Origin of the sequence: Jiangella endophytica, assembly GCF_003427025.1 — a bacterium.
In the GTDB taxonomy this organism is placed as follows: Bacteria; Actinomycetota; Actinomycetes; order Jiangellales; family Jiangellaceae; genus Jiangella; species Jiangella endophytica.
Genome location: NZ_QVAI01000002.1, coordinates 201,985 through 224,186, shown reverse-complemented (window position 1 = coordinate 224,186; position 22,202 = coordinate 201,985). Strand labels below are relative to the sequence as shown.

23 protein-coding genes are annotated in these 22,202 nt (G+C 72.3%); 6 read left to right on the top strand and 17 right to left on the bottom strand.

The genetic code is table 11. From position 1 onward, the window contains the following. Position 1: 1 nt before the first annotated feature. Positions 2-889, bottom strand: coding sequence for an ABC transporter substrate-binding protein (locus DZA62_RS05380; RefSeq protein ID WP_116947766.1), 888 nt, complete (start codon positions 887-889; stop codon positions 2-4). A 73-nt stretch (positions 890-962) separates the two neighbouring features. Between DZA62_RS05380 and DZA62_RS05375 the strand changes: the two genes are divergently transcribed. Next, entirely contained in the window at positions 963-1,904 is a 942-nt protein-coding gene (locus tag DZA62_RS05375) for an LppM family (lipo)protein (RefSeq protein ID WP_157987494.1), read from the top strand. Positions 1,905-1,968: 64 nt separating this feature from the next. On the opposite strand, the gene DZA62_RS05370 is transcribed toward DZA62_RS05375, so the two are convergent. The 3 genes from DZA62_RS05370 to DZA62_RS05360 form a co-directional block, all read right to left on the bottom strand. Then, entirely contained in the window at positions 1,969-2,670 is a 702-nt protein-coding gene (locus DZA62_RS05370) for a YceI family protein (RefSeq protein WP_116947764.1), read from the bottom strand. 78 nt (positions 2,671-2,748) lie between these two features. Continuing rightward, on the bottom strand, positions 2,749-2,946 hold the full coding sequence (locus DZA62_RS05365) for a hypothetical protein (RefSeq protein ID WP_157987493.1): 198 nt from the start codon (positions 2,944-2,946) through the stop codon (positions 2,749-2,751). A 39-nt stretch (positions 2,947-2,985) separates the two neighbouring features. Beyond that, positions 2,986-5,457 (bottom strand): phosphoketolase family protein, encoded by a 2,472-nt coding sequence (locus DZA62_RS05360; RefSeq protein WP_116947762.1) that lies wholly within the window; start codon positions 5,455-5,457, stop codon positions 2,986-2,988. 160 nt (positions 5,458-5,617) lie between these two features. Here DZA62_RS05360 and DZA62_RS05355 point away from each other — a divergent pair, with 160 nt between their 5' ends. After that, complete coding sequence (locus tag DZA62_RS05355; RefSeq protein WP_157987492.1) at positions 5,618-5,926, top strand: hypothetical protein; 309 nt, start codon at positions 5,618-5,620, stop codon at positions 5,924-5,926. Positions 5,927-5,960: 34 nt separating this feature from the next. On the opposite strand, the gene DZA62_RS05350 is transcribed toward DZA62_RS05355, so the two are convergent. The 5 genes from DZA62_RS05350 to DZA62_RS05330 form a co-directional block, all read right to left on the bottom strand. Further along, positions 5,961-6,839: a proline dehydrogenase family protein gene (locus DZA62_RS05350; RefSeq protein WP_157987491.1), complete on the bottom strand. Its 879-nt coding sequence runs from the start codon at positions 6,837-6,839 to the stop codon at positions 5,961-5,963. A gap of 153 nt (positions 6,840-6,992) precedes the next feature. Then, a complete protein-coding gene (locus tag DZA62_RS05345) occupies positions 6,993-7,439 on the bottom strand; it encodes a carboxymuconolactone decarboxylase family protein (protein WP_116947759.1) in 447 nt (148 codons plus the stop codon). Between the two features lie 273 nt (positions 7,440-7,712). After that, complete coding sequence (locus DZA62_RS05340; RefSeq protein ID WP_116947758.1) at positions 7,713-8,336, bottom strand: superoxide dismutase; 624 nt, start codon at positions 8,334-8,336, stop codon at positions 7,713-7,715. A gap of 115 nt (positions 8,337-8,451) precedes the next feature. Then, positions 8,452-9,105 (bottom strand): acVLRF1 family peptidyl-tRNA hydrolase, encoded by a 654-nt coding sequence (locus DZA62_RS05335; protein WP_116947757.1) that lies wholly within the window; start codon positions 9,103-9,105, stop codon positions 8,452-8,454. Between the two features lie 396 nt (positions 9,106-9,501). After that, positions 9,502-10,008, bottom strand: coding sequence for a DUF1990 family protein (locus DZA62_RS05330; RefSeq protein ID WP_116947756.1), 507 nt, complete (start codon positions 10,006-10,008; stop codon positions 9,502-9,504). A 61-nt stretch (positions 10,009-10,069) separates the two neighbouring features. On the opposite strand from DZA62_RS05330, the gene DZA62_RS05325 reads away from it, so the two are divergent. Both DZA62_RS05325 and DZA62_RS05320 read left to right on the top strand, forming a co-directional pair. Further along, positions 10,070-10,621, top strand: coding sequence for a carboxymuconolactone decarboxylase family protein (locus tag DZA62_RS05325; RefSeq protein ID WP_116947755.1), 552 nt, complete (start codon positions 10,070-10,072; stop codon positions 10,619-10,621). Beyond that, a complete protein-coding gene (locus tag DZA62_RS05320; protein ID WP_116947754.1) occupies positions 10,618-11,484 on the top strand; it encodes an RNA polymerase sigma-70 factor in 867 nt (288 codons plus the stop codon). Before DZA62_RS05325 ends, DZA62_RS05320 begins: the two co-directional genes overlap by 4 nt. Positions 11,485-11,960: 476 nt before the next feature. On the opposite strand, the gene DZA62_RS05310 is transcribed toward DZA62_RS05320, so the two are convergent. Beyond that, on the bottom strand, positions 11,961-12,890 hold the full coding sequence (locus tag DZA62_RS05310) for a phosphatase PAP2 family protein (RefSeq protein WP_116947752.1): 930 nt from the start codon (positions 12,888-12,890) through the stop codon (positions 11,961-11,963). A gap of 55 nt (positions 12,891-12,945) precedes the next feature. Next, a complete protein-coding gene (locus tag DZA62_RS05305; protein ID WP_116947751.1) occupies positions 12,946-14,085 on the bottom strand; it encodes an epoxide hydrolase family protein in 1,140 nt (379 codons plus the stop codon). A 63-nt stretch (positions 14,086-14,148) separates the two neighbouring features. On the opposite strand from DZA62_RS05305, the gene DZA62_RS05295 reads away from it, so the two are divergent. Both DZA62_RS05295 and DZA62_RS37490 read left to right on the top strand, forming a co-directional pair. Next, complete coding sequence (locus DZA62_RS05295) at positions 14,149-15,252, top strand: helix-turn-helix transcriptional regulator (protein WP_198663442.1); 1,104 nt, start codon at positions 14,149-14,151, stop codon at positions 15,250-15,252. Positions 15,253-15,380: 128 nt separating this feature from the next. Beyond that, positions 15,381-15,473 (top strand): hypothetical protein, encoded by a 93-nt coding sequence (locus tag DZA62_RS37490; RefSeq protein ID WP_408618146.1) that lies wholly within the window; start codon positions 15,381-15,383, stop codon positions 15,471-15,473. Between the two features lie 93 nt (positions 15,474-15,566). On the opposite strand, the gene DZA62_RS05290 is transcribed toward DZA62_RS37490, so the two are convergent. The 6 genes from DZA62_RS05290 to DZA62_RS05265 form a co-directional block, all read right to left on the bottom strand. Then, entirely contained in the window at positions 15,567-15,983 is a 417-nt protein-coding gene (locus tag DZA62_RS05290) for a cupin domain-containing protein (protein ID WP_116947749.1), read from the bottom strand. Continuing rightward, positions 15,980-17,917 carry a glycoside hydrolase family 127 protein gene (locus tag DZA62_RS05285; RefSeq protein ID WP_116947748.1) on the bottom strand — a complete coding sequence of 646 codons (1,938 nt, stop codon included), beginning with the start codon at positions 17,915-17,917 and terminating at the stop codon, positions 15,980-15,982. The genes DZA62_RS05290 and DZA62_RS05285 overlap by 4 nt, the downstream gene beginning before the upstream one ends. Positions 17,918-17,954: 37 nt before the next feature. Continuing rightward, positions 17,955-18,806 (bottom strand): carbohydrate ABC transporter permease, encoded by an 852-nt coding sequence (locus tag DZA62_RS05280; protein ID WP_116948142.1) that lies wholly within the window; start codon positions 18,804-18,806, stop codon positions 17,955-17,957. A gap of 5 nt (positions 18,807-18,811) precedes the next feature. Further along, on the bottom strand, positions 18,812-19,717 hold the full coding sequence (locus tag DZA62_RS05275; RefSeq protein WP_198663441.1) for a carbohydrate ABC transporter permease: 906 nt from the start codon (positions 19,715-19,717) through the stop codon (positions 18,812-18,814). Between the two features lie 10 nt (positions 19,718-19,727). Then, a complete protein-coding gene (locus tag DZA62_RS05270; RefSeq protein WP_116947747.1) occupies positions 19,728-21,047 on the bottom strand; it encodes an ABC transporter substrate-binding protein in 1,320 nt (439 codons plus the stop codon). 82 nt (positions 21,048-21,129) lie between these two features. Beyond that, positions 21,130-22,170 (bottom strand): LacI family DNA-binding transcriptional regulator, encoded by a 1,041-nt coding sequence (locus DZA62_RS05265; protein ID WP_116947746.1) that lies wholly within the window; start codon positions 22,168-22,170, stop codon positions 21,130-21,132. Positions 22,171-22,202: the final 32 nt, after the last annotated feature.

Here is a 22,202-nt window from a genome sequence, read left to right as displayed (position 1 = left end):
GTCAGACGATCCGGCGCGCCAACGCCGGGTGCGGCTCGCCCGCGGCGCCGGGGTGCAGGATCGCGGCCAGCGCCTCGACGCCGTCGACGAGCCGTGGCCCGGGCCGCGCGAACGAGGCGTTGGCGTCGACCGCCCACACCGGTGCGTCCGGCAGGCCACCGCGGCTGACCAGCTCGGCGGCCAGCCGCGCGGACTCGTCCAGGCCATAGCCGCACGGCGCGCAGACGACGACGTCGGCCCCGCAGGCCGCCAGCGCCTCCGGGGTGATGCGGTAGGAGCGCTCGCCGGCCCGGCCCAGCACCGGCGTGCCGCCCGCTGACGTGACCATGTCCGGCACCCAGTGACCGGGCGCGAACGGCGGGTCGGTCCACTCCAGCACCATGGTCGGCACCGGCGGCAGGTGCGCGACCTTCGACCGGACGACGTCGAGGCGGCCGGTCAGCGAACGGACCAGCTCGTCCGCCCGCGTCGCCGCGCCCACCGCGGCGCCGATGCGGCGGACGGACTCGAGCACCTGGCCGAGGTCCTGCGGGTCGATGGTGAGCACGTCGGCCGTGCAGCGCAGGTGCGCCAGCGCGTCGCGCACCTCGGTGACGTCGACGGCGCACACGGCACACAGGTCCTGGGTGACGACGAGGTCGGCGTCGAGCCCGGCCAGCGCGCCCTCGTCGAGGTGGTAGAGATCGTCGCCGGCGGCCATGCGTTGCGCCACCAGCCGGTCGATCTCCGCCGGGCCGATGCCCTCGGGGAGCGTGCTGGTCGAGACGATGCGCTTGGTACGAGCGGCCGCGGGGTGGTCGCACTCGAAGGTCACGCCGACGACGTCGTCGCCAGCGCCGACCGCGAACAGGATCTCCGTCGTCGACGGGAGGAGCGACACGATCCGCATCCCCTCACGGTAGCCGGAACCCGGCGCCGTTCGGAGGTGCCGAAACGGTGACCGTTGTGCCAGGCTGCGGGCCATGAATCGAACCCGACCTGTGCGTGCCCTGACGGTGGTGGCAGCGGCGCTGCTGCTGACCGGGTGCGTGAAGATGGATATGCAGCTCGACGTGGGCGAGGACGACACGGTCAACGGCGAGATCATCCTCGCCATCAGCCGCGACGCTTCGGCCGTGGCCGACGCGATGGGCGAGGACCCGAGCGACCTCTTCGGCGAGCTGGGCCAGGACCTGCCCGACGGCGCCGAGGCCGAGGCGTACGAGGACGGCGACTACGTCGGCCAGCGGCTCGTCTTCGAGGACAGCGCGCTGTCGGAGTTCGCTGACGCCGGTGCGTCCGGTTTCAGCATCACCCACGAGGGCGACGAGATCGTCGTCGCCGGGAGCCTCGACATGTCGGACCTGGATCCGGAGTCGATGGGCGGCGACCTCGAGCAGCTCCAGGACGAGCTCGGCGCCGGGGCCGGTGACCTCGGCGACCTCGAGGGTCTGATGGACTCCTTCGACCTCAACATCAGCATCACGTTCCCCGGCGAGGTCACCGAGCACAACGGTGACCTCGACGGCACCACCGTCAGCTGGACGCCGGTGCCGGGCGAGGCCAACGAGCTCAGCGCCCGGTCCGCCGACTCCGGCGGCGGGGGCGGCGACGGCATCCCGGTGTGGATCTGGATCCTCATCGTGGTCGTGGTGGCGGGTCTGGTGGGGCTGCTGTTCTTCCTGTCGCGCAACCGCGACCAGGCGCCGCCCGCGGAGGAGGCGACCGTCGGCGCGGTCCCGCCGCCGCCCGGTCCCGGGCCCGACGCCGAGGCTGCTCCGGAGGCTGCCGCCTCGCCGCCGGCCGGCCCGTTCGCGCCGCCGAGCGGTGCGGAGGCGCCCGTGCAACCCACGACGCCGCTCCCGGTCCAGCCGGAGCCCTCGGCCGAGGGTGACCAGCCGGAGCCGCCGGCCGCGCCGCGCTGACCCGGCACGTCTCGACGCCGGCGCCGGTCGGACCGCATCGCGCGGTGTGGCCGGCGCCGTCGCGTCAGCCGCGGTCGAGCGTCAGCAGGAACTCGACCGTCCCGTGGTCCTCGACCTTGACGAAGCCGAGGTTCGGCGGGTCGACGTCGAAGTCGGAGAACTGGATCGCGCCGGAGCCGGCCACCTGGACGCCGTTGCCGGAGCGCTGCACCTCCAGCTGGATCTCGATCGAGTGGGTGACGTCGCGCACCTTGAGGTCGCCGGTCGCCGTGACGCTGATCGGGCCGCCGGCGTCGAGGCCGGTCAACGGCACCGGTGAGGTCAGCGTGAACGTCGACGTCGGGAACTCGTCGGTCTGCATGATCGGGCCGCGGAACTGGCCGTCGCGGCTGCCGCTGTCGGTGGTGACGGTGGTCATGTCGACGGTGATCTCGCCGGCGGTCACCTCGTCGTTCGCCACCGTGACCTGACCGGTCACGTCGCTGGTGCGGCCGACGACCGTGTTGTCCTGGCCGTTGAGCACCTCGTCGACCCGGTAGCCGGCCTCGGACCCGCCGGCCACCGCCCAGTCGCCGGTGAGGTCGGTGTTGCCACCGGTGGCGGGCGGCGGCGACGACTCCAACGAGAGCGGTGCGGGCGCGTCGCCGCTGATGACGTTGACGTACAGATACGTCCCGCCGATCACGATCAGCACGAGGGCGGCCAGCGAGCCGACACCGATGACCACGCGGCGGCGGGTGAACAGAGACATCTGGTCGACCTCCATGCAGTGGGTGTACCTGCTTGTAGTACGAGGAACTCGGCGACCGGGATGGCGGTTCCGCGAGTCGCCCCGGTCACACCGTCAGCGGGGGAGCACCCGGACCTCCTCGGCGGGGAGTCCGGCCCACCAGCGGTCGTAGCGGCGGTACACCGTGGGGTCGCGGTCGGAGAGCGGCGTGGACAGCCCTGCGGCCTCGTCGGCGACGCCGGTGGCCGCGCGCTCCGGCAGCAGTTGCCGGGCCAGCGTGGCCCTGTTCAGCTCCCGGACGGTCATCGTCATGCCCGGCATGTGCCCCGGACCGCCGACAGCCGGAACCCGTCAGCCCTCCGCTCGCGCCGGTCCCGGTGTCGCCTCGAAGTCGGCCGCGGTGTCGTCGCCCGCGGCGCCCGGCAACCCGCGGGCCCGCGCGTCGGGCCACGCCCATCCGGCCACCTCCGGGAGGTCGGTGCCGTACTCGCGGGTGTACTGCCGGGCTCGCAGCCGGGCGTCGGTCATGCGCTGCCGCAGCACTGCCTGCTCGGACGCCAGCCCGGGCACGCGGTCGATGACGTCCATGACCAGGTGGTAGCGGTCGAGGTCGTTGAGCATCACCATGTCGAACGGCGTGGTGGTGGTGCCCTCCTCCTTGTAACCGCGGACGTGGAGGTTGTCGTGGTTGGTGCGCCGGTAGGTCAGCCGGTGGATCAGCCACGGGTAGCCGTGGTAGGCGAACACGACCGGCTTGTCGGTGGTGAACAGCGCGTCGAACTCGCGGTCGCTCAGCCCGTGCGGGTGCTCGGCCTCGTCCTGCAGCCGCATGAGGTCGACGACGTTGATGACCCGGACCCGCAGCTGCGGCAGGTGCTGGCGGATGAGGTCGACCGCGGCCAGCGTCTCGACGGTGGGGATGTCGCCGGCGCAGGCGAGGACGACGTCGGGCTCGCCCTCGCCGCCGTCGGTGCTGGCCCACTCCCAGATGCCGATGCCGCGCGTGCAGTGTGCGACGGCCTCGTCCATGGTCAGCCACTGCGGCCCCGGCTGCTTGCCGGCGACGACGACGTTGACGTAGTCGCGGCTGCGCAGGCAGTGGTCGTACGTGGACAGCAGCGTGTTCGCGTCCGGCGGCAGGTAGACCCGGATGACGTCGGCCTTCTTGTTCACGACGTGGTCGATGAAGCCGGGGTCCTGGTGCGAGAAGCCGTTGTGGTCCTGGCGCCACACGTGCGACGACAGCAGGTAGTTCAGCGACGGGATGGGCGCCCGCCACGGGATCTCGCGGGTCACCTTCAACCACTTCGCGTGCTGGTTGAACATCGCGTCGATGATGTGGATGAACGCCTCGTAGCAGTTGAACAGCCCGTGCCGGCCGGTCAGCAGGTAGCCCTCCAACCAGCCCTGGCACTGGTGCTCGGACAGCATCTCCAGCACCCGGCCGTCGGGCGACAGCGAGTCGTCGGTGGGCAGCGTCTCGCCGAGCCAGCGCTTGCCGGCGACGTCGACCGCGGCCGAGAGCCGGTTCGAGGCCGTCTCGTCCGGCCCCATGATGAGGAAGTTCGTCGGGTTCTCGCGGACGACGCCGGCCAGCCACTCGCCCAGCACCCGGGTCGGCTCGGCGATCGAGCCACCCGGCACCGGCACGTCGACGGCGTGGCCGCGGAAATCGGGCAGCCGCAGGTCTCGGGTGAGCACACCGCCGTTGGCGTGTGGGTTCGCGCTCATGCGCCGGGGACCCGACGGCGACAGGTCACGCAGGTCGGCGCGGAGCCGGCCGTCGTCGTCGAACAGCTCCTCGGGCCGGTAGGAGCGCATCCACTGCTCCAGCAGCCGCGTGTACTCCTCGTTGCCGCGGACCGCGCTCATCGGCACCTGGTGCGCCCGGTAGGTGTTCTCGACGAGGTGGCCGTCGACTTCGCGCGGCCCGGTCCAGCCCTTCGGTGTCTTGAAGATGATCACCGGCCAGTCCGGGCGGTGGTCGTGGGTGCCGGCGCGCGCCTCGCGCTGGTTCGTCGCGATCTGGTCGAGTACGTGGTCGAGCAGCTCGGCGAACCGGCGGTGGATCGACAGGTGGTCCTCGTCGTCGAGGCCGGCCTCGAACCAGTAGGGCGTGTAGCCGTAACCGACCATCAGGTGTTCCAGCTCGCGCCGCGGGATGCGGGCCAGCACCGTCGGATTGGCGATCTTGTAGCCGTTGAGGTGCAGGATCGGCAGCACGGCGCCGTCGGTGGCCGGGTTGAGGAACTTGTTGCTGTGCCAGGCCGTGGCCAGCGCGGCGGTCTCGGCCTCACCGTCGCCGATGCAGGCCGCCACCGTGAGGCCGGGGTTGTCGAACGCGGCACCGTAGGCGTGTGACAGCACGTAGCCCAGCTCGCCGCCCTCGTGGATCGAGCCGGGTGTCTCCGGCGCGACGTGGCTGGGGATGCCGCCGGGGAAGGAGAACTGCCGGAACAGCTCGCGCAGGCCGGCTTCGTCGTCGCCGACGTTGGAGTAGACCTCGCTGTAGGTGCCGTCGAGCCAGGCCGCCGACACCAGCGACGGGCCGCCGTGGCCCGGCCCGGACAGGTAGATCATGTCGAGGTCGCGCTGGACGATCGCACGGTTGAGGTGCGCGTACAGGAAGTTCTGGCCGGGCGAGGTGCCCCAGTGGCCGAGCAGCCGTGGCTTGACGTGCTCGGCCCGCAGCGGCTCGCGCAGCAGCGGGTTGTCCAGCAGGTAGATCTGCCCGACGGAGAGATAGTTGGCCGCCCGCCACCACGCGTCGATGCGCGTGAGCAGGGCGTCGTCGATGGTCCGGGTGCTGGCCTCGTCGAGCATCGTCGCCGCTCCTTCGGTGGGTCTGCTCGTCAAGGACCAGCATGTACCCGAGGAGCACGGACTCATACCCGTTTCTCAGGACCGTCTCCGGATGTTCTCAGGAACGACCGGAAGGATCGCTATCACGAACCGACTCGAACCCGACACGATGGAGACGGCCATGTATGCGATCCCGACGGCGGCACAGATCCTCGGCGTCACCCCGACGGCCCTGGAAGCCGCGCTCGAGCGCGGCGAGACCATCCGAAGCCTGGCGATCGCCTGCGGTCAGGACCCGGACCGGATGACCGAGGCCGTCATCGACGCCGAGACCGCCGACGTCGTCGCGCTGGCCGGGATCGCCGGCTTCGGACCGGACGCCGTCGCCGAGTTCGTCCGCGAACTGCGCTCCTACCTCGTCGCGTTCGTGCGCGACGGTGAGCGCGTGGCGGACCAGCTGTACGAGACCCGCACCCTGCAGCCGGCGTGAGGCACCTACCCCCGGGCAGCCGGGTGGCCGCGGGTCACGCCCCCTGGGATTCGGCCACCCGGCGCATCCAATAGCGGAACCAGCTGTCGCCGTACGGCGCGTAGATGCGCACCGGGACGCCGCGGGCGACCAGCTCGCGGGCGTCGTCCTCGCGGACGCCCAGCAGCATCTCGACCCCCGCGCCGGGCAGCGCCTCCAGTAGTGCCTCGCGCAGCACGCGGTCGTGCGTCGCCAGCACCGGCGCCGCGCCGCCGGCGTGCACCTGGTGGGCCAGCTTGACGTAGGCGACGGTGGCCGGCTCGCCCCATGCGTGGGCGACCTCGGCGGACTCCAGGTACGCGCCCTTGACCAGCCGGACCGGTACCTCGGCCGCGAGCAGCCGGTCGACGTCGCCGGGGCTGCGCCGCAGGTTCGCCTGGACGGTCGCCAGCACCGGCGCGCCCGCCTCGGCCAGCGCGACGGTGAGGTCCATGATGTGCGGCGTCCGGTGACTCTCCTCGGCGCTGATCTCCAGCCGCGAGTTCGCCGGGAGCACCTCCAGGAGCTGTTCCACGTGCCCGCGGCAGACGTCGAGCCCCAGGTCCAGGCCGAGGTGCGACGGCACGATCTCGAGGTACACGTCGCCGTCGACGTCCGCCAGCGCGGCGGCCGCCTCGCGGTAGCCGCGCACCGTCGCCGCCAGCGCCTCCTCGTCGGCCGCGCCCTCGCCGAACAGGTCGAGGCTGACCGCCAGTCCGTCGCCGATCAGCCGGCGGACGGTCTCGAGCGCCTCGTCCAGCGTCGTGCCGGCGACATAGCGGCGGGCGGCGTTCTGGGCGAGGTCCTGGGCCGGTGGGATCGCGCGGACCACGGACTCGACCTCGGTGCTGGTGGCGAGCGCGTAGAGCGCCCGCCGAGTGAGCGATGCGATCATGGTGCCGACGGTACAGCCCGGGCGTGCCGGGTTTCGGCCCGGTCGCTGGGGGGTCGGCAGGTCGCTTTGGGGGTCGCTCGATGGGGCGGTTGGCGAGCCGGCCCGGCGCCCCAGCGGCATCGGCCGATGCCGCCGGAGCTCAGCCGCCGTCGATCACACCGTCGCCGGCGCCGGCGTTCTGGTCGGGACGTTGAGCCGGTTCCACACGTTGATCGTCGCGATCGTCAGCAACACGTCGGCCAGCTCCTTCTCGGTGAAGTGCTTCGCGGCCGCGTCCCACACGTCGTCGGACACGCCGCCGCCGTCGGCCAGCCGGGTGACGGCGTCGGTGAGCGCCAGCGCCGCCCGCTCCCGCTCGTCGAAGAACGGCGCGTCCTCCCACGCGCCGACGGCGAACAGCCGGCGGGAGTCCTCACCGTCGGCCAGGGCGTCGCGGCTGTGCATGTCGACGCAGAACGAGCAGCCGTTGATGATCGAGGCGCGCAGCTCGATCAGCCGCATGAGCGTGTGGTCGACGTTGGCCTTGACGTACTCCGTCAGCCCGTAGACCGCCCGGTAGCCCGCAGGTGTCGTGGCGGGGACGTTCAGGCGTTGCGTCATGGAGGTTCCTCTCGGTGCCGATGATCGTGTCACCGAGACGACTGCGGAGGACCCGGAAAGCGTGACGGGCACCGGGTGTGAGGCCGCCCACACGCGGCCGCGCTCAGCGGCCGAGCAACAGGCCCGCGAGCACCGACGCATAGCCGACGCACAGCGCGGCGAGCGCGATGCGGACCGTGGTGCCGCGTCGGCTCGGCTGCGGCGGCGGTTTGAACACGCTGGCCTCCGGGCAGTGGAGGGCGCCGGCCGGCTGCCGGCGCCCTCAGGAGCGGATCAGGGCGTGATCAGCCCCGAGGTCTTCGTCCGGGCTGCCTCGAAGCGTGCGGCGACGTCCGGCCAGTTGACGATGTTCCAGAACGCCGCCACGTAGTCGGGCTTCACGTTCTTGTACTGCAGGTAGAACGCGTGCTCCCACATGTCGAGCATGAGCAGCGGGACGGTGCCCGCCGCGAGGTTGCCCTGGTGGTCGTAGAGCTGCTCGATGACCAGTCGCTGGCCGATGCTCTCCCACGCCAGGATGGACCAGCCGGAGCCCTGGATGCCCAGCGCGGCCGCCGTGTAGTGCGCGCGGAAGCCGTCGAAGGAGCCGAAGAACTCGTTGACCGCGGCGCCCAGGTCGCCGTCGGGCTTGTCGCCACCCTCGGGCGACAGGTTGTTCCAGAAGACGGTGTGGTTGACGTGGCCGGCGAGGTTGAAGGCCAGGTTCTTCTGCAGCTGGTTGACGGTGCCGAGCTTGTTCGTGGCGCGCGCCTCCTCCAGCTGCTCGAGGGCGGTGTTCGTGCCGGCGACATACGCCTGGTGATGCTTGGAGTGGTGGAGTTCCATGATCTGACCGGCGATGTGCGGCTCGAGCGCACCGTAGTCGTAGGGGAGATCCGGCAGAGAATAGTCGGCCATAGCTTCTGAGCTTCCTCTCGACGACATCGTCAGGCCCGGGACCTGTCAGTTGCTAACCTACGCCTGCCCATCGGGCGCGACCAGCGACGGCCCGGACTCGGCGGTGTCGTTCTGATCACGCGCTGTCCGGCTCGGAGAGGGTGATGCGGATCGCCCGGAATGTGGCCGGCGTCGCCTCGAGGACCGCCCGCTTCGGGTCCGGCACGGCCAGGTGCGGAAGTCCGGCGGAGCGGTCGCGCAGCCGCGCCAGTGCCGTCAACCGCCGGTCGGCGAGCACGTGGTCGACGGCCGCGCGGTCGCCCCCGGTGACGACGGCGTCCAGCTCGGCCACGTGCGGCAGGAGGACGCGCGCCGCGACATCGGCCGCGGCCTCGAACGCTTCGCGGGCCTGCTTCTCGCGGCGCCGGGCGAATCGTTGCTGCGACTGACCGCCGGCGGCCGTCCGGCCCTGCACGTGCCGCGAGCCCACCTTCGACGTCATCAGCGCGGCGCCGTCGAAGACGCCGGTCGCGTAGCCGCCGCGGCGGACCAGCAGCACACCGACCCTGCGGTTGCGGACGGCGTGAGTGAGCAGGCCGCTGTAGGGTGCGGCGCCGTCGGGTTCCAGTGGCGGGAACGGGACCGCGCAGCGCGCGACCGCCCCGTCGGCCGCCTCGACGACGACGGCGTCGGGCTCGGCGCGGTGAGTGGTGGCGCCGTGCCGGCGAGCGAAGCCCGCCAGCCAGGCCTCGAGCCGTTCCGGCGAGACGGTGAGCACGCGATCGGGCATGGCACGAGGATGCCTTGCCGGCCGGAGGTTGCGACCCCGGCCTCCGCAGCGAGCCGGGGCCGCAACCGGTACCCGAACGCTGCCATGGATCCGATGGCTCGGCGGCTCTTGCTTGACCCCCGCCGGTGTTCGGACTCCACGGCACTCGTCGAATGGACCCGTGATGTGAACTGCTCTGGGACCCCGGGCGTCAGCCCGGTGTCATCGCTGGACCCTTCGGTCCGGTGGTCGACCGCCGGAAGGGCGAGACCGTTCCGATGACCGGCACGATCCCACTTCGATTCCTACACCATACCGGACAGATCGTCGAGGTCCAGGTCACGTTCACCCGCTGATCATCTCGCTGTGCGGACGGGTCCGGACCAGCGCGGACGGCGACGGAGAGCCGCGGGCCGATCAGCGCGCTGCGCGTTCGGCGATACGGCGTGCCGCGGTGACGTAGCGGCGGGTGGCGACGGCCTGGGCGGTACGGGTGAGTGGGCCGCCCAGGCGGGCGTACCAGGCGGCCGCCCGGCTGAACGCCGTCACCGTGAACCAGACGTCGTCGTGGTCGTCGAGGTCGACGACGAAGGACTCCTCGCCGTGCGCGGGGTGGCCGGGCAGCGTGCCGTAGGCGTACCCGCCGCGGCGGTCCTCGTCGAGCACCCAGACCACTTCGCAGGGGACCCGCAGCAGCCCGGCCAGCGTGCTGGTGACCCGGACGCCCTCAGCGGCGCGCGGTTGCGACGTGGCGACGCGCAGGCCGATGCTGCGGTGCAGCTCGAACGTCACGACGCCCTCGACGACGGCGGTGAAGGCGGCCCGGCCGTGGCCGATGCGTTCGCGGACCCGGGCGTGGTGGTAGCCGGACGGCAGCGGCCCGCCGTCGCGGGTGGCGCCGACCTCGGGGTAGGTGAAGGACATCACGCGCGACTCTGCCACAGAGGCGTGTCACAACGGCGCGCCGGTGCGTGTCTGAGTGGGCATGGCACGCATCTCCCTCGACCCGAAGCCCACCCTCGGCTACCGGCTGGTCCGCCTCGTCCTGCGTCGCCGCTACGGCGTCGTCCTCGATCCGGTCGCCGCCGCTGCGCACAACCGGAGAGTGCTCCGCACGATAGGTCTGCTGGAGGCCGGCGCGGGGCGGTGGCGGACGCTCGACCGCGACCTCAAGGCGCTGGCGCTGCTGGCGACGTCGGCCCGTACGGGCTGCGCCTGGTGCATGGACTTCGGCTACTGGGAGAACCACCACGCCGGCGTCGACCCGGCCAAGCTGCGCGCGGTGACCGGGTGGCGCGACAGCGACCTTTACACTGCGCTGGAACGCCGGGTGATGGCCTATGCCGAGGCTATGACCGCCACACCGCCGGAGGTGACCGACGAGATGGTGGCGGAGCTGCGGAACGACCTGAGCGAGGCCGAGCTGGTGGAGCTGACGGCCACCGTCGGACTGGAGAACCTGCGCAACCGCAACAACGCCGCACTCGGGTTGACCGGGCAGGGGTTCAAGGACCGCTGCGAGACGCCGGCGCCATGACCGACGACCCGTTCCAGCGGCACCGCGGCCTGCTGTTCACCGTCGCCTACGAGCTGCTCGGCAGCGTCGCCGACGCCGAGGACGTCGTGCAGGACACCTGGCTGCGGTGGTCCGCCGCCGATCGTTCCGACGTCGTCGAGCCGAAGGCGTACCTCGTGCGCATCGCGACCCGGGTGGCGCTGAACCGGCTGCGCACGCTGCGCACCCGCCGCGAGACCTACGTCGGGCCGTGGCTGCCGGAGCCGCTGGTGACCGGCCCGGACGCCGCCGGTGGGGTCGAACTGGCCGAGGACGTCTCGATGGCGATGCTCGTGGTTCTGGAGACGCTGACGCCGATCGAGCGGGCGGTGTTCGTGCTGCGTGAGGTGTTCGGGTTCGCGCACGCGGAGATCGCGACGGCGCTGGACCGGAGCGAGGCGTCGGTACGCCAGGTCGCGCACCGGGCCCGCGAACACGTGCAGGCGCGGCGCCCGCGCTTCGACACCGACCCGGAGCAGCGCCGGGCGGTCACCGAGCGCTTCCTTCGCGCCACCGCGGAGGGCGACCTGGCCGAGCTGATGGAGGTTCTCGCTCCCGACGTCGTCATGATCAACGACACCGACGGGAAGGTGCGCGCCGCCCGCCGCCCGATCGTGGGCGCGGACAAGGTGGCCCGGTTCCTCCGCGGCCTGGTGGCGCGCGGCGAGATGGCCGGTTACCGGTTCGAGTACGCGGAGCTGAACGGCGAGCCCGGCGTCGTCGGCTGGCTGGACGGGCGGCTGGACGTGGCCGGTCTCATCGAGACGAGGGACGGCCAGGTCGTGCAGGTGCTGGGGTTCCGGAACCCGGATCGGCTGACCGGTGTGCGGCGCATGTGGAGATGAGCGTCCCGCCCCGGCCGGCCGGCATGGCGGATATTGACACAACCCGATGCCGGGCGGCCGGATGCCGGGACGTTTCGGTGATGTTTTGCGGCTATTTCAGAAAGGCGACGGCTCAGAGCCGGGTGACCTTCGGGTTCGGCAGGGCGATGCGGCGTACCGCGGTGCCGAAATCGACGTGTACCTCGTGGTCGCCGGGCACGCTGACAACGCGGCCAAGACCGTGACGGTCGTGAGTGAGCAGGTCATCGACGGAGAACTTCTGGAGGGGGGGAGGGGCAGCGGGGCGGAACGGGCTAGAAGGAAAAACAGGCCTCGCGGCCGGTGTACGAGAGGTCATTACGCCAGTGTGCCGCTCAGGCGCGCCGTTGTGTAGCCCTCTTTGGAAGACTATGTCAACTCTTGACCATCAGTTCGGCGGGCAGCGTTGAACACCTGTTCCCGCTCGTCCGGCACGCTGCCGTGACAGTAGTGAAGGCCTAGGAGACGCCCGCGGAAACGGACCTGGCGGACGACGACCGACCGGCCTGCGCGGGGCGGCTGGCGACCTGGTGCGCGACCAGTATGGCGGCGAAGGCGAGCGCCGTCGCGGCCACCACGCCGAGCGCGGCACCCACGTACGCCGTCGCCAGATCGGACCGTTCGGTGACCTCACCGGCGGTGTTCAGCACGTCGCGGGTGCGCAGGAGCGCCGACGCGGACATGGCGCCGGCGACCCCGGCCGCCACGACGAAGAGACCGGTGACGACGGCCGTCGGGGCGTTGCCGACCGGCGGCGACGGCATGCGCTCCGGGCTGCTCAGCGCGGTGAGCACCGTCGCCAGCCCGGCCCAGGCGAGCACGACGGTGACGGCGGCGACGACGTCGGACGGCCGGTGCCAGCCGCCCACCATGGTCGAGACACCGGTGAGGGCGGTGTACCCGGCGCCGACGATCGCGACCGCCGGCCGGGCGCGTCGCGGCACCACCAGGACCAGCGCGGCCGCGACGCTCGCCGCGACCGTCGTGTGCCCGCTGGGCAGCGAGTTGTCCAGCGGGCCGGTGTCGGCGGCGAGACGCGGGCGGTCCAGTACGACGTGCTTGAGCACCTGGGTGGTGAGGTTGGCGCCGCCGACCAGCACGATGACCTGCAGCGCAAGCAGCCACCGCTGCCGCATCAGGGCGATGAGCGCGACCGCGCCGAGCACGACCACGACGAACGGGACCGACACGACGTCGAGCACCTGCTCCGCGCCGGACCACAACGTGGACCGGCCGATGCCGGAGCCGCGGAAGGCGACCTGGTCGATGCGCTGCCCGACAGCGGTGTCGACGAACCATCGCCAGCTCGCCCAGGTGCCCAGAGCGCCTGCCAGGAACATCAGCAGGCCGAGGACGACCCCTCCGGGCCGGGGCGAGTAGGGGCGCATGCTCCGAGGGTAGTCAGAGACACTGTGAATCTCGCCCGATCGACCCGCCGGGGGGTCACCGGACCTTGTCGAAGAACGCCCGGATGTCCTCGACGTGCCCGGCGGGCTCTTCCATGGCGACGAAGTGGTGCCGGCCCGGATTACCCTCGGGCCAGTGCACGATGGTGTTGTCCCGCTCGGCCAGCCGCTGCATCAGCGCCGAGCCGCCGCCGTAGACGCCTGACGGCACCGCCTTCTGGCCCTTCGGCCACGCGAAGCGCGCACCGTCGGCGTTGCCCAGCCCTTCGTACATCGGCCATGACGACGTCCCCGCCGTCTTCGTGAACCAGTAGATGCTGACGTTGTCGAGGAACAGGTCGCGGTCGATGACGTCCAGCAGCGGCTGGTCGGACATGGAGAACTCCTGGAACTTGTGCGCGTGCCAGGCCAGCAGCGCCACCGGCGAGTCGTGCCAGCCGTGACCGAAGGTCTGCGGTGCGGCGCGCAGCAGCGCGTGGTGGTCGACGCCGCCCGCCATCCACTGCTGCATGAGGTCCCACTCGGCCCGCTCGGCTTCGGTCATGCCGGGCACGTCGTCCTCGGTCGGGAAGCCGAAGCCGCCGTCGATGTGCACGCCGACGACGCGGTCCGGGTGCTGCCGGGCCAGCTCCGGCGCGACGTACGCGCCCAGGTCGCCGCCCTGGGTCCCGTAGCGGTCGTAGCCGAGGCGGTCCATCAGTTGCCCGTACGTCGCCGCGACGGCGCCGATGCCGAACCCCGTCGTGCGCGGAGCCGCCGAGAAGCCGAAGCCGGGCACGGACGGCACGACGACGTGGAACGCCTGCGCCGGCTCGGCGCCATACGCTCGCGGGTCGGTGAGCAGCGGGATCGTGCGCGCGAACTCGACGAACGAGTTCGGCCAGCCGTGCGTCAGGACCAGCGGCAGCGCGTCCGGCTCCGGCGAGCGCACGTGCAGATAGTGGAGATCCAGTCCGTCGATCTCCTCGACGAACTGCGGGAACGCGTTCAGCCGAGCCTCGCGGGCGCGCCAGTCGTAGCCGGTGCGCCAGTACTCGGCGAGGTCACGCAGCCAGGCGGTCGGCACGCCGCGGTCCCACCCGTCGCCGGGCAGCTGCGGTGTCCACCGGGTGCGGGCCAGACGTTCGCGCAGGTCGTCGAGGTCGGACTGAGGGACGGCGATGGTGAAAGGTGTCATGCGCCGGACGCTAGGGGCCATCTAGGTCTGTTCTTGTCCTAGTTATGGCGCATGCTGGGATCCATGACCGACACCCCGGCTCGGCTGCTCGCGCTGCTGTCCCTGCTGCAGACGCCGCGCGAGTGGCCCGGCAGCGAGCTGGCCCAGCGGCTGGGCGTCAGCCCGCGCACCGTCCGCCGCGACGTCGACCGGCTCCGCGACCTGGGCTATCCGGTCGATGCGACGCTGGGCGCGGCGGGCGGCTACCGGCTGGTCGCGGGCGCCGCGCTGCCGCCGTTGCTGCTCGACGACGAGGAGGCGGTGGCGATCGCGGTGGGGCTGCGGGCGTCCGCCGGGGCTGCTGTCGCGGGCATCGAGGAGGCGTCGGTGCGGGCGCTGGGCAAGCTGGAGCAGGTGCTGCCGCCGCGGCTGCGGCACCGGGTGCGGACGCTCGGCGCGGCGACGCTGCCGCTCGGCGCCGACGGGCCGGTGGTCGACCCGGAGGTGCTGACGGCGCTGGCAGCGGCCGCCGCGACCCGGGAGCGGGTGCGGTTCAGCTACACGTCCGGTGACGCGACGGAGTCGGGCCGGCTGGTCGAGCCGCTGGCGCTGGTGCCCGCCGGACGCCGCTGGTACCTCGTCGCCTGGGACGTCGACCGGGCGGCCGGCACGTCCTCGTCCGCCCGTGACGTCGACCGGGCCCCTGCGCAGACCCCGCCCGGTTGGGAGGGTCATCCCACCCTACGGGCGGGCGCCGACAACCACGGTCATCTCGGCAGCGAGGGCGACGGCTGGCGGACGTTCCGGGTGGACCGCATCGCGCGGGTCCAGCCGACCGGCGTGCGGGTGCGCGAGGAGCGGACGCTGCCGGCCGACGACGCCGCGGCCTATGTCGCCGGGCGGCGCACCGACTGGGGCACGCCGCGGTTGCGCGTCGTGGTGACGTTCGAGGCGCCGGCGAGGGCGGTGGCAGGCCGGCTCGGCGACGCGCCGGGGCAGGTCGTCGCGGTGGACGACGGGCACTGCCGGCTGGACGCCCGGCGGGACGACTCGATGGACTGGCTGGCGTCCCGTCTGGTGGCGCTCGGCTGCCCGTTCACCGTCCAGGAACCGCCCGCGCTGCGGGTGGCGGTCGCGGCCTTGGGAGCGCGCGCGGCCGCCGCCGTCACGGCGTCGAGCCCAAGTTGATCTTGGAGTTGTTCGGCAATGCCGGGTGAAATGTCCGATGGAGCGCCGAACTACTCCAAGATCAACTTGGGTCGGGGTGGGGAGGAGGTCAGCGGGGGACGGGGATCGCCAGCCCTGCGGCACCCGGCGTGGAAGGCGCCGTGACGCTGCGGCTGACCCCGTACCACTCGTGGGGCAACCGCGGCTCGTCGACGATGCGCGTCTGGCTCCCGGCTAGATGATCACGTTGAGTGGGGGTGCTCCCGCTTCACCAGGAATGGATGCCTGGCGAAGCGAGCAGACCCCTACTCAACGTGATCATTTCCAGGCGGGCGTCAGCGGAAGCGGGGGTTGGCGGGGTGGTCGGGCAGGTTGACGACGATCGCCTCGCCGCTGGTCCGTGCGACGACGATGCGGGCCGGCTCGGTGGTGGACGGGTTCTCCTCGACGTGCAGTGCGCCGGCCGGGACGTAGACGAAGTCGCCCGCCTCGGCCACCACGTGCTCGGTCAGGCCGGACCCGTACCACCAGCGCGTCACGCCGTCGAGCACCAGCACGGCGGTCTCGGACTCGCCGTGGTGGTGCACCTCGGTGGCGTGCCCGGCCGGCAGTTCGGCGATGCCCATCCAGATGCCCGCCGATCCGGTCATCGACGTCGAGACGGCGGACAGGCGGACCAGCCCGCCCGCCGTCTGGGCGGTGGCGCCGGACAGCTCGCCGCGGCGGACCAGCCGCACGCTCGCCTCACTCATCTCTGCGTCCCTTCCACGGGCAGGAACACCCGCATCGTCGACGGGCCGCGCAGGCCCCACAGGTAGAGCGGCACCAGCGTCAGCTCGTGCTCGGTCGTCTCGGCCTCGGGCGCCGCCGCGCCGTACGGCCAGGCGGGCATCGCGGCCTCGGTGGTGGTCCGGACGGTGGTGGCGACGCCGACGGCATCCGGGTCCAGGCCGTCGACGCCGGCCGGCACCTCGGTCAGCTTGGGTCGCGACTCCGGCAGGGTGTGCCGCGCCTCGGCGGCGCCGCCGGGGACCTCGGCGCAGTAGACGAGCGGCCCACGCTCGACGGCGACCGTGCCGCGCACCGCGTCGATGCGCGGGTCCGGGACGCTCAGCCGCGGCGTGGTGTCCAGCCGTAGCGTCAGCCGGTCGCCGGGGCGCCAGTTGCGCCGCGCCCGGGCCGTCCCCGGCACCACGACGCGCACGTCGCCGGCCACCTCGATGCGGGCCGACCGGGCCCAGCCGGGCACCCGGACCGCCAGCTCCCAGTCGCGGCCGTCCGCCTCCACGATCTCGATCTCGACGCTGCCGTCCCACGGATAGGACGTGTGGACGCGCACCACGACCCGCTGGCCGGCCACGTCGGTCGCGATGCGGGCCGCGGTCAGCTGGTGCAGCTGCAGGCCGCCGGCGTCCGTGGTCGCCACGTAGCCGGCGAACGACGCGAACAGCCGGGCCAGGTTCGTCGGGCAGCAGGACACCCAGAACCATGGCGCCCGCGGCGTGTCCTTGCGGAACGGCGCCTCGTCGTCGCCCGGTTCCGGCAGCGGGTGCCGCACATGCAGCGGGTTGACGTAGAGGAAGCGCCGCCCGCTGGGATGCAGGGCCGTGGCGACCATGTTGAACAGGGCCCGCTCGGCGTAGTCGGCGAACCGCGGTTCGCCGGTGGCCAGCGTGAACCGCCAAGCGGCCATGACACCGGCGATCGCGCCGCAGGTCTCGGCGTAGGCCCGCTCCGTCGGCAGCTCGTAGTCGTGGCCGAACGACTCGCCGAGGTGCCGCGAGCCCATGCCGCCGTGCAGGTAGGTGCGGGTCGCGACGGTGCGGTCCCACTGCGCGACCAGGTGCTCGACCAAAGCGTCGTCGCCGGTTTCGACGGCGTGGTCGAGTGCGCCAGCGGTCAGGTAGAGCGCCCGGACGGCGTGCCCGCGCAGGACGTCGACATCGCGCAACGGGCTGTCGTCGAGGTAGTACTCGGGGCCGATCGCGTGGTGCTCCAGGGTGTCGTGGCCACGCCGGGCCAGGAACCGTCCGGCCAGGTCGAGGTAGCGCTCCTGTCCGGTGACGCGGGCCAGCTCGACCAGCGCCGCCTCGATCTCCGGGTGGCCGTCGATCCGGGTGTCGCCGTCGCCCCCGAAGGTCGCGACGGCGTGGTCGGCGGCGGCCAGCGCGGCCGCCGTCAGGTCGTCCTCGGCGCCACCGCGCAGGCGCGCCACGCCGGCCTGGATCAGGTGCCCGTAGCAGTACAGCTCGAAGCCGTGGCTGAGGTTCGTGTACTTCTCCGCGGCGTGCCGGTGCCCGAACCAGGTGTTGAGGTAGCCGTCGGGCTCCTGAGCCGAGCGGATCAGCGCCCCGAGGTCGGCCAGCCGCTCGCCCGCGGGACCGGACGGCGTCCGGCTCGCCTCCCAGGCCAGCGCCTCGGCCGTCTTGTACACGTCGGCGTCGGTGAACAGCTTGCCCTGACGGGGCCGCGCGTCCTCGCCCGCCGCCGCCCGCCGGAACGCGTCGGTCCAGCCCAGCCGGTCGATCCAGTCCAGCGCGTGCGGGAGGACGGTGCTCGCGTTGAGGTCCTGCCGGGCCTGCCAGAACCCGTCCTCGAGGACGACGTCGCCGGCCGGGACCGGGGTCAGCCGCCCGCGTGACGGTGCGACGGGCAGGCCGCGCTGCGGATGGGACGCGTCGGGCATGGAGCCTCCTGGGGTGTCAGAGGGGACGGCGGTCGGCTCAGCCACGCAGCGCCCCCGCGAGCAGGCCGCGCACGTAGTGCCGCTGCAGCAGCAGGAACAGCACGACGCAGGGCAGCGCAGACACGATGACGCCGGCCTGCAGCGCGCCGAGGTCGACCGCGCCGAAGTCGCCGGAACGCAGGCTGACCAGGGCGATCGGCAGCGTGAACCGGGAGCCGTCGTTGAGCAGGATGAGCGGGGTCAGGAACTCGTTCCAGGCGGCGAAGAACGCGAACAGCCCGACGGTCACGACGCTCGGCACGACCGCCGCGAGCGACACCCGCAGCATCGCGCGGGTCTCGGAGCAGCCGTCCAGCATGGCCGCCTCCTCCAGCTCCTCGGGCACCGCGGAGAACGCGATGCGCATCATGAACACCGAGAACGGCAGCTGGAACATGATCATCACCAGCGCGACGCCGATCAGCGTGTTCTGCAGGCCGAGGTCGCCGAGCAGCACATACAGCGGGATCAGGATCGTCGGGTGCGGGATCATCAGGATCGCCAGGATGAGCACGAAGATCAGGTTCTTGCCGCGGAACGTGTACCGCGCGAACCCGTAGCCGGCCGGAATGGCCAGCGCCAGCGACCCGGCCACCGTGATGACCGTGACGACGGCGCTGTTCCACAGGTACGTCGGCAGGCCGGCGCCGAAGTCGGCCAGCTTGCCGTAGTTGTCCGTGGTGAGGCCGCCGCCGTCGGTCACCGACAGGATCGCGGCCCGCACCAGCGGGAACGCGAACAGCAGCGCGAGCAGAGCGGCCAGGACGCCGGAGACGACGCCGGCGCGGCGGTGTCTCGCCCGGCGCGCTGCGCCGGGGGCGGCCGTCGGCCTCGTGAGCAGGGCGGTCATGACGGTCACCTCTCCCGGCGCAGCGCGAGCAGCTGGACGACGTTGAGCACGATCAGCCCGCCGAGCACGACCATCGAGATCGCCGCGGCCGAGCCCAGGTCGAGGAACGAGAACGCCTCGCGCACGATGACGATCACCAGCGTGACGGTCGAGTTGTCCGGCCCGCCGTTCGTCAGCACGTAGAACTGCTCGAAGGCCAGCAGCGCGCCGGTGATGATGAGGATCGTGCAGAGCGCCAGCGACGGGCGCAGCAGCGGCAGCGTCACGTGCCGCAGCGTCTGCCACCGGTTGGCGCCGTCCAGCCGGGCCGCCTCGTAGACGTCGTCGGGGATGGACTGCAGCCCGGCCAGCAGGATCAGCATGTAGAACCCGGCGAACCGCCAGGTCATCATGATGACGACCGACAGGAACGCCGTCCCGGGCTGACCCAGCCAGTCGATCGGCCTGTCGATGAGCCCGAGCCCGGTGAGCGCGTCGTCCACCGGCGACAGCCCGGCGAAGTACAGCTCGTAGAACAGCAGCGCCGCCGACGTCAGGCCCACGGCGGCCGGCAGGAAGAACGCCGTCCGCAGCAGTCCGACGCCGCGCCGCGGCCGCCGGACCAGCATCGCCAGCCCCAGCGCGACCGCGAGCAGCACGACCAGGATCACCGCCGCGTACTTCGCGGTGAACCCGAGCGCCTGGCCGACCAGATCGTTGCCGGCGATCGCGCGGTAGTTCTCCAGGCCGGTGAAGGACGGCTCGCCCAGCAGCGGCCAGTCCGACACCGACATCCGCGCCGCCAGGACCAGCGGCACGACGAACAGGCCCACCGCGACCAGCGCCGCCGGCAGGACGAGCAGGAATCCGGTGCGCGGACGGCGGATGCTGTGCCGCCGTCCGCGCCGCCGGGTGAGGGCGATCGCGCTCACGTCGCTCCGATCAGTTCCGCTGCAGCGAGTCGTTCACGGCGCCGTTGAGCTCGGGCACCTCCGCCGCGGGATCGTCGCCGAACAGCCCGGCCCGCATCAGCGGCAGCCCCGGCCCGTTCGGGTCGTTGAAGGTCTGGAAGAAGTTGCCCGCGTACGGTGTGCGGCCCTCGCCGACCAGTTCGTTCAGCAGCACCAGCCGGGGGTCCTGCTCGGAGTACTGGTTCGACGCGAGGTCGGTGCGGACGGTGAGGTTCTTGTTCTTCGCCATGACCTCGAGCTGCGCCTCGTCGCTGAGCGTCCACTCGACGAAGTCCCAGGCGGCGTCCGCCTGCTCCGACGACGAGGAGATGCCGAGGACGTCGCCGCCCACGAACGACGAGCGGCCGCCGTCGACGCCCGGGATCGGCACGACGCCGATGCTGAGCGCGTCCGACTCCGGGATGGTCGCGAGCGCCTTCGAGCCGAGCAGCGAGAACGCCGCCTGGCCGTTCGCGAACGGCTCGTTCTGGGTCGGGCCGGCCTCGTTCCGCGCGGCCTCGGGGATCGCGCCGTCGGCGAACAGCTGGTTGTACGCCTCGAACACCTCCAGCGCCTCGGGCTGGTCCAGCAGCGACTCGGTGCCGTCCTCGCCGAGCACCTCGCCACCGGAGGCCCAGATGGACGGCCAGATGGTGAAGACCAGGCAGCCGCCGCAGCTGCCGGCGACGTAGAGGCCCTGGACGTCCGGATTCGCCGCCTGGATCGTCGCGATGTTGTCCGCGAGTGCCCGCAGCGTCGGCGCCGGGTCGGCCGGGTCGACGCCGGCCGCCTCCAGGATCTTCGTGTTGACGTAGAGCGCCGAGGTGTCGACCACGTGCGGGACCGCGTAGCGCTTGTCATCGACCGTGCCCGCGTCGATGTGCGAAGGCGCCAGCGCGTCGGCGTGGTCGAGCGAGTCGATGCGGTCGCCGATGTCCTGCCAGAGTCCGAGCTGCGCGTAGTTGGGCGCCTCGACGACGTTGGCGGCCAGCAGGTCCGGCAGCTCGCGGCCGCCGGCCGCCGCCGCCACCTTCTGCAGGTAGCTGTCGAACGGGACGACGGTCAGCTCGATCTGGTTCTCGTGCGTGGCGTTGTACGCCTCGACCAGCGCCTCGGTCTGCGGCGCCGTCACCGAACGGGCCCACATCGTCAGCGTCGCGCCGGTGTCGCCACCCGCGTCAGCGGTGTCGTCGGTCTGCCCGCCGGTGCTGGTCGGTTCGTCGTCGGAGCCGCAGGCCGCCAGCAGCAGTGCCGTCGCGGCGACGGCGGCCGCGAGGCGGGCCGGGCGGGCTCGTCGTTGAACGCGCGCCATGGTGTCCTCCTGGATGTGATCCTTAACATTTTCACGATGCATGTGCTGGGTGCCTGGACGTGCCGGTTCGGGTGGGTGTGGGTCAGGTCGACAGGGGCGGTGCGGTGCTGGCCCGCAGGATCAGGCTCGGCGGCGCGAGGGTCACGCTCTCGACCCCCTCGCGGGTCCCGGTCTCGATCTGGCGGAGGGCCAGCTGGACCGTGTGGCGGCCCAGCTCGGCGAAGTCCTGCCGCAGCGTGGTGAGCGACGGCCGGTAGTACGCGGCGTCCGGTACGTCGTCGAAGCCGACGACGCTGACGTCCTCGGGTGCGCGGACGCCGCGCTCGGCCAGCGCGTGGAACAGACCCAGCGCCATCTGGTCGTTGGCGCTGAACACGGCGGTGACGTCGTCGCGGCCGGCCAGTGCCAGCCCCGCGGCGTGCCCCGACCGTGCCGTCCAGTCGCCCTCGACGGGCGGCGGAACCTCGCGTCCGGCCTGCTCCAGTGTGCGCTGCCAGACGGTCCGGCGGATGTCGGCCTCGGCCCAGCCGGCCGGTCCGGCGATGTGGTGCACCGTCCGGTGGCCCAGGCCGAGCAGGTACTCGACCGCCTGGCGCACGCCCGGCCCGGAGTCGTACGACACGCTCGGCACGCCCGCCGAGCGCAGCCCGCCCACCGTCACCAGCGGCAGGTCGGACGGCAGCGGCCCGAGGAGCGGCTGGTCCTCGGGGTGCGGGTCGACCACGATCACGGCGTCGACCAACTGCTGCCGCAGCGACTCGACGGCCTCACGCAGGGTGCTGCGGGCCATCGGCGGGAGGTTGAGGATGCGCAGCCCGTAGCCGGCCGACCGGGAGTCCTGCTCGATGTGGCGCAGCGCCGACGCGGGGCCGTACAGCTCCTCGTTCAGCACCACCAGGCCGAGCGTCCGGGACCGGCGGGTGATCAGCGTGCGGGCGGCGACGTTGGGGATGTAGCCGAGCACGCGCATTGCCTCGCGGACCCGCTCGCGGGTCGACGGACGGACGCGCGGATGGTCGTTGAGCACCCGCGACACCGTCTGGTGCGAGACGCCGGCATGCCGGGCGACCGCGTGGATGTCCGGCGGGCGGTTCGCCTTGCCGTCTGCGGGTCGCTCGGTCATGGGAGCAAATGTGAACCATCACATCCGGTTCG

What these genes read in the sequence shown, in the direction of transcription:
- DZA62_RS05355 (WP_157987492.1), top strand. Translation starts at nt 5,618, where the DNA reads ATGTATGCGATCCCGACGGCGGCACAGATCCTCGGCGTCACCCCGACG.
- DZA62_RS05365 (WP_157987493.1), bottom strand. Translation starts at nt 2,946, where the DNA reads ATGACGATGACCGTCCGGGAGCTGAACAGGGCCACGCTGGCCCGGCAA.
- DZA62_RS05290 (WP_116947749.1), bottom strand. Translation starts at nt 15,983, where the DNA reads ATGAGTGAGGCGAGCGTGCGGCTGGTCCGCCGCGGCGAGCTGTCCGGC.
- DZA62_RS05375 (WP_157987494.1), top strand. Translation starts at nt 963, where the DNA reads ATGAATCGAACCCGACCTGTGCGTGCCCTGACGGTGGTGGCAGCGGCG.
- DZA62_RS05350 (WP_157987491.1), bottom strand. Translation starts at nt 6,839, where the DNA reads ATGATCGCATCGCTCACTCGGCGGGCGCTCTACGCGCTCGCCACCAGC.
- DZA62_RS05325 (WP_116947755.1), top strand. Translation starts at nt 10,070, where the DNA reads ATGGCACGCATCTCCCTCGACCCGAAGCCCACCCTCGGCTACCGGCTG.
- DZA62_RS05380 (WP_116947766.1), bottom strand. Translation starts at nt 889, where the DNA reads ATGCGGATCGTGTCGCTCCTCCCGTCGACGACGGAGATCCTGTTCGCG.
- DZA62_RS05295 (WP_198663442.1), top strand. Translation starts at nt 14,149, where the DNA reads ATGACCGACACCCCGGCTCGGCTGCTCGCGCTGCTGTCCCTGCTGCAG.
- DZA62_RS05345 (WP_116947759.1), bottom strand. Translation starts at nt 7,439, where the DNA reads ATGACGCAACGCCTGAACGTCCCCGCCACGACACCTGCGGGCTACCGG.
- DZA62_RS05285 (WP_116947748.1), bottom strand. Translation starts at nt 17,917, where the DNA reads ATGCCCGACGCGTCCCATCCGCAGCGCGGCCTGCCCGTCGCACCGTCA.
- DZA62_RS05360 (WP_116947762.1), bottom strand. Translation starts at nt 5,457, where the DNA reads ATGCTCGACGAGGCCAGCACCCGGACCATCGACGACGCCCTGCTCACG.
- DZA62_RS05320 (WP_116947754.1), top strand. Translation starts at nt 10,618, where the DNA reads ATGACCGACGACCCGTTCCAGCGGCACCGCGGCCTGCTGTTCACCGTC.
- DZA62_RS05335 (WP_116947757.1), bottom strand. Translation starts at nt 9,105, where the DNA reads ATGCCCGATCGCGTGCTCACCGTCTCGCCGGAACGGCTCGAGGCCTGG.
- DZA62_RS05310 (WP_116947752.1), bottom strand. Translation starts at nt 12,890, where the DNA reads ATGCGCCCCTACTCGCCCCGGCCCGGAGGGGTCGTCCTCGGCCTGCTG.
- DZA62_RS05305 (WP_116947751.1), bottom strand. Translation starts at nt 14,085, where the DNA reads ATGACACCTTTCACCATCGCCGTCCCTCAGTCCGACCTCGACGACCTG.
- DZA62_RS05370 (WP_116947764.1), bottom strand. Translation starts at nt 2,670, where the DNA reads ATGGAGGTCGACCAGATGTCTCTGTTCACCCGCCGCCGCGTGGTCATC.
- DZA62_RS05270 (WP_116947747.1), bottom strand. Translation starts at nt 21,047, where the DNA reads ATGGCGCGCGTTCAACGACGAGCCCGCCCGGCCCGCCTCGCGGCCGCC.
- DZA62_RS05280 (WP_116948142.1), bottom strand. Translation starts at nt 18,806, where the DNA reads ATGACCGCCCTGCTCACGAGGCCGACGGCCGCCCCCGGCGCAGCGCGC.
- DZA62_RS05340 (WP_116947758.1), bottom strand. Translation starts at nt 8,336, where the DNA reads ATGGCCGACTATTCTCTGCCGGATCTCCCCTACGACTACGGTGCGCTC.
- DZA62_RS05265 (WP_116947746.1), bottom strand. Translation starts at nt 22,170, where the DNA reads ATGACCGAGCGACCCGCAGACGGCAAGGCGAACCGCCCGCCGGACATC.
- DZA62_RS05330 (WP_116947756.1), bottom strand. Translation starts at nt 10,008, where the DNA reads ATGTCCTTCACCTACCCCGAGGTCGGCGCCACCCGCGACGGCGGGCCG.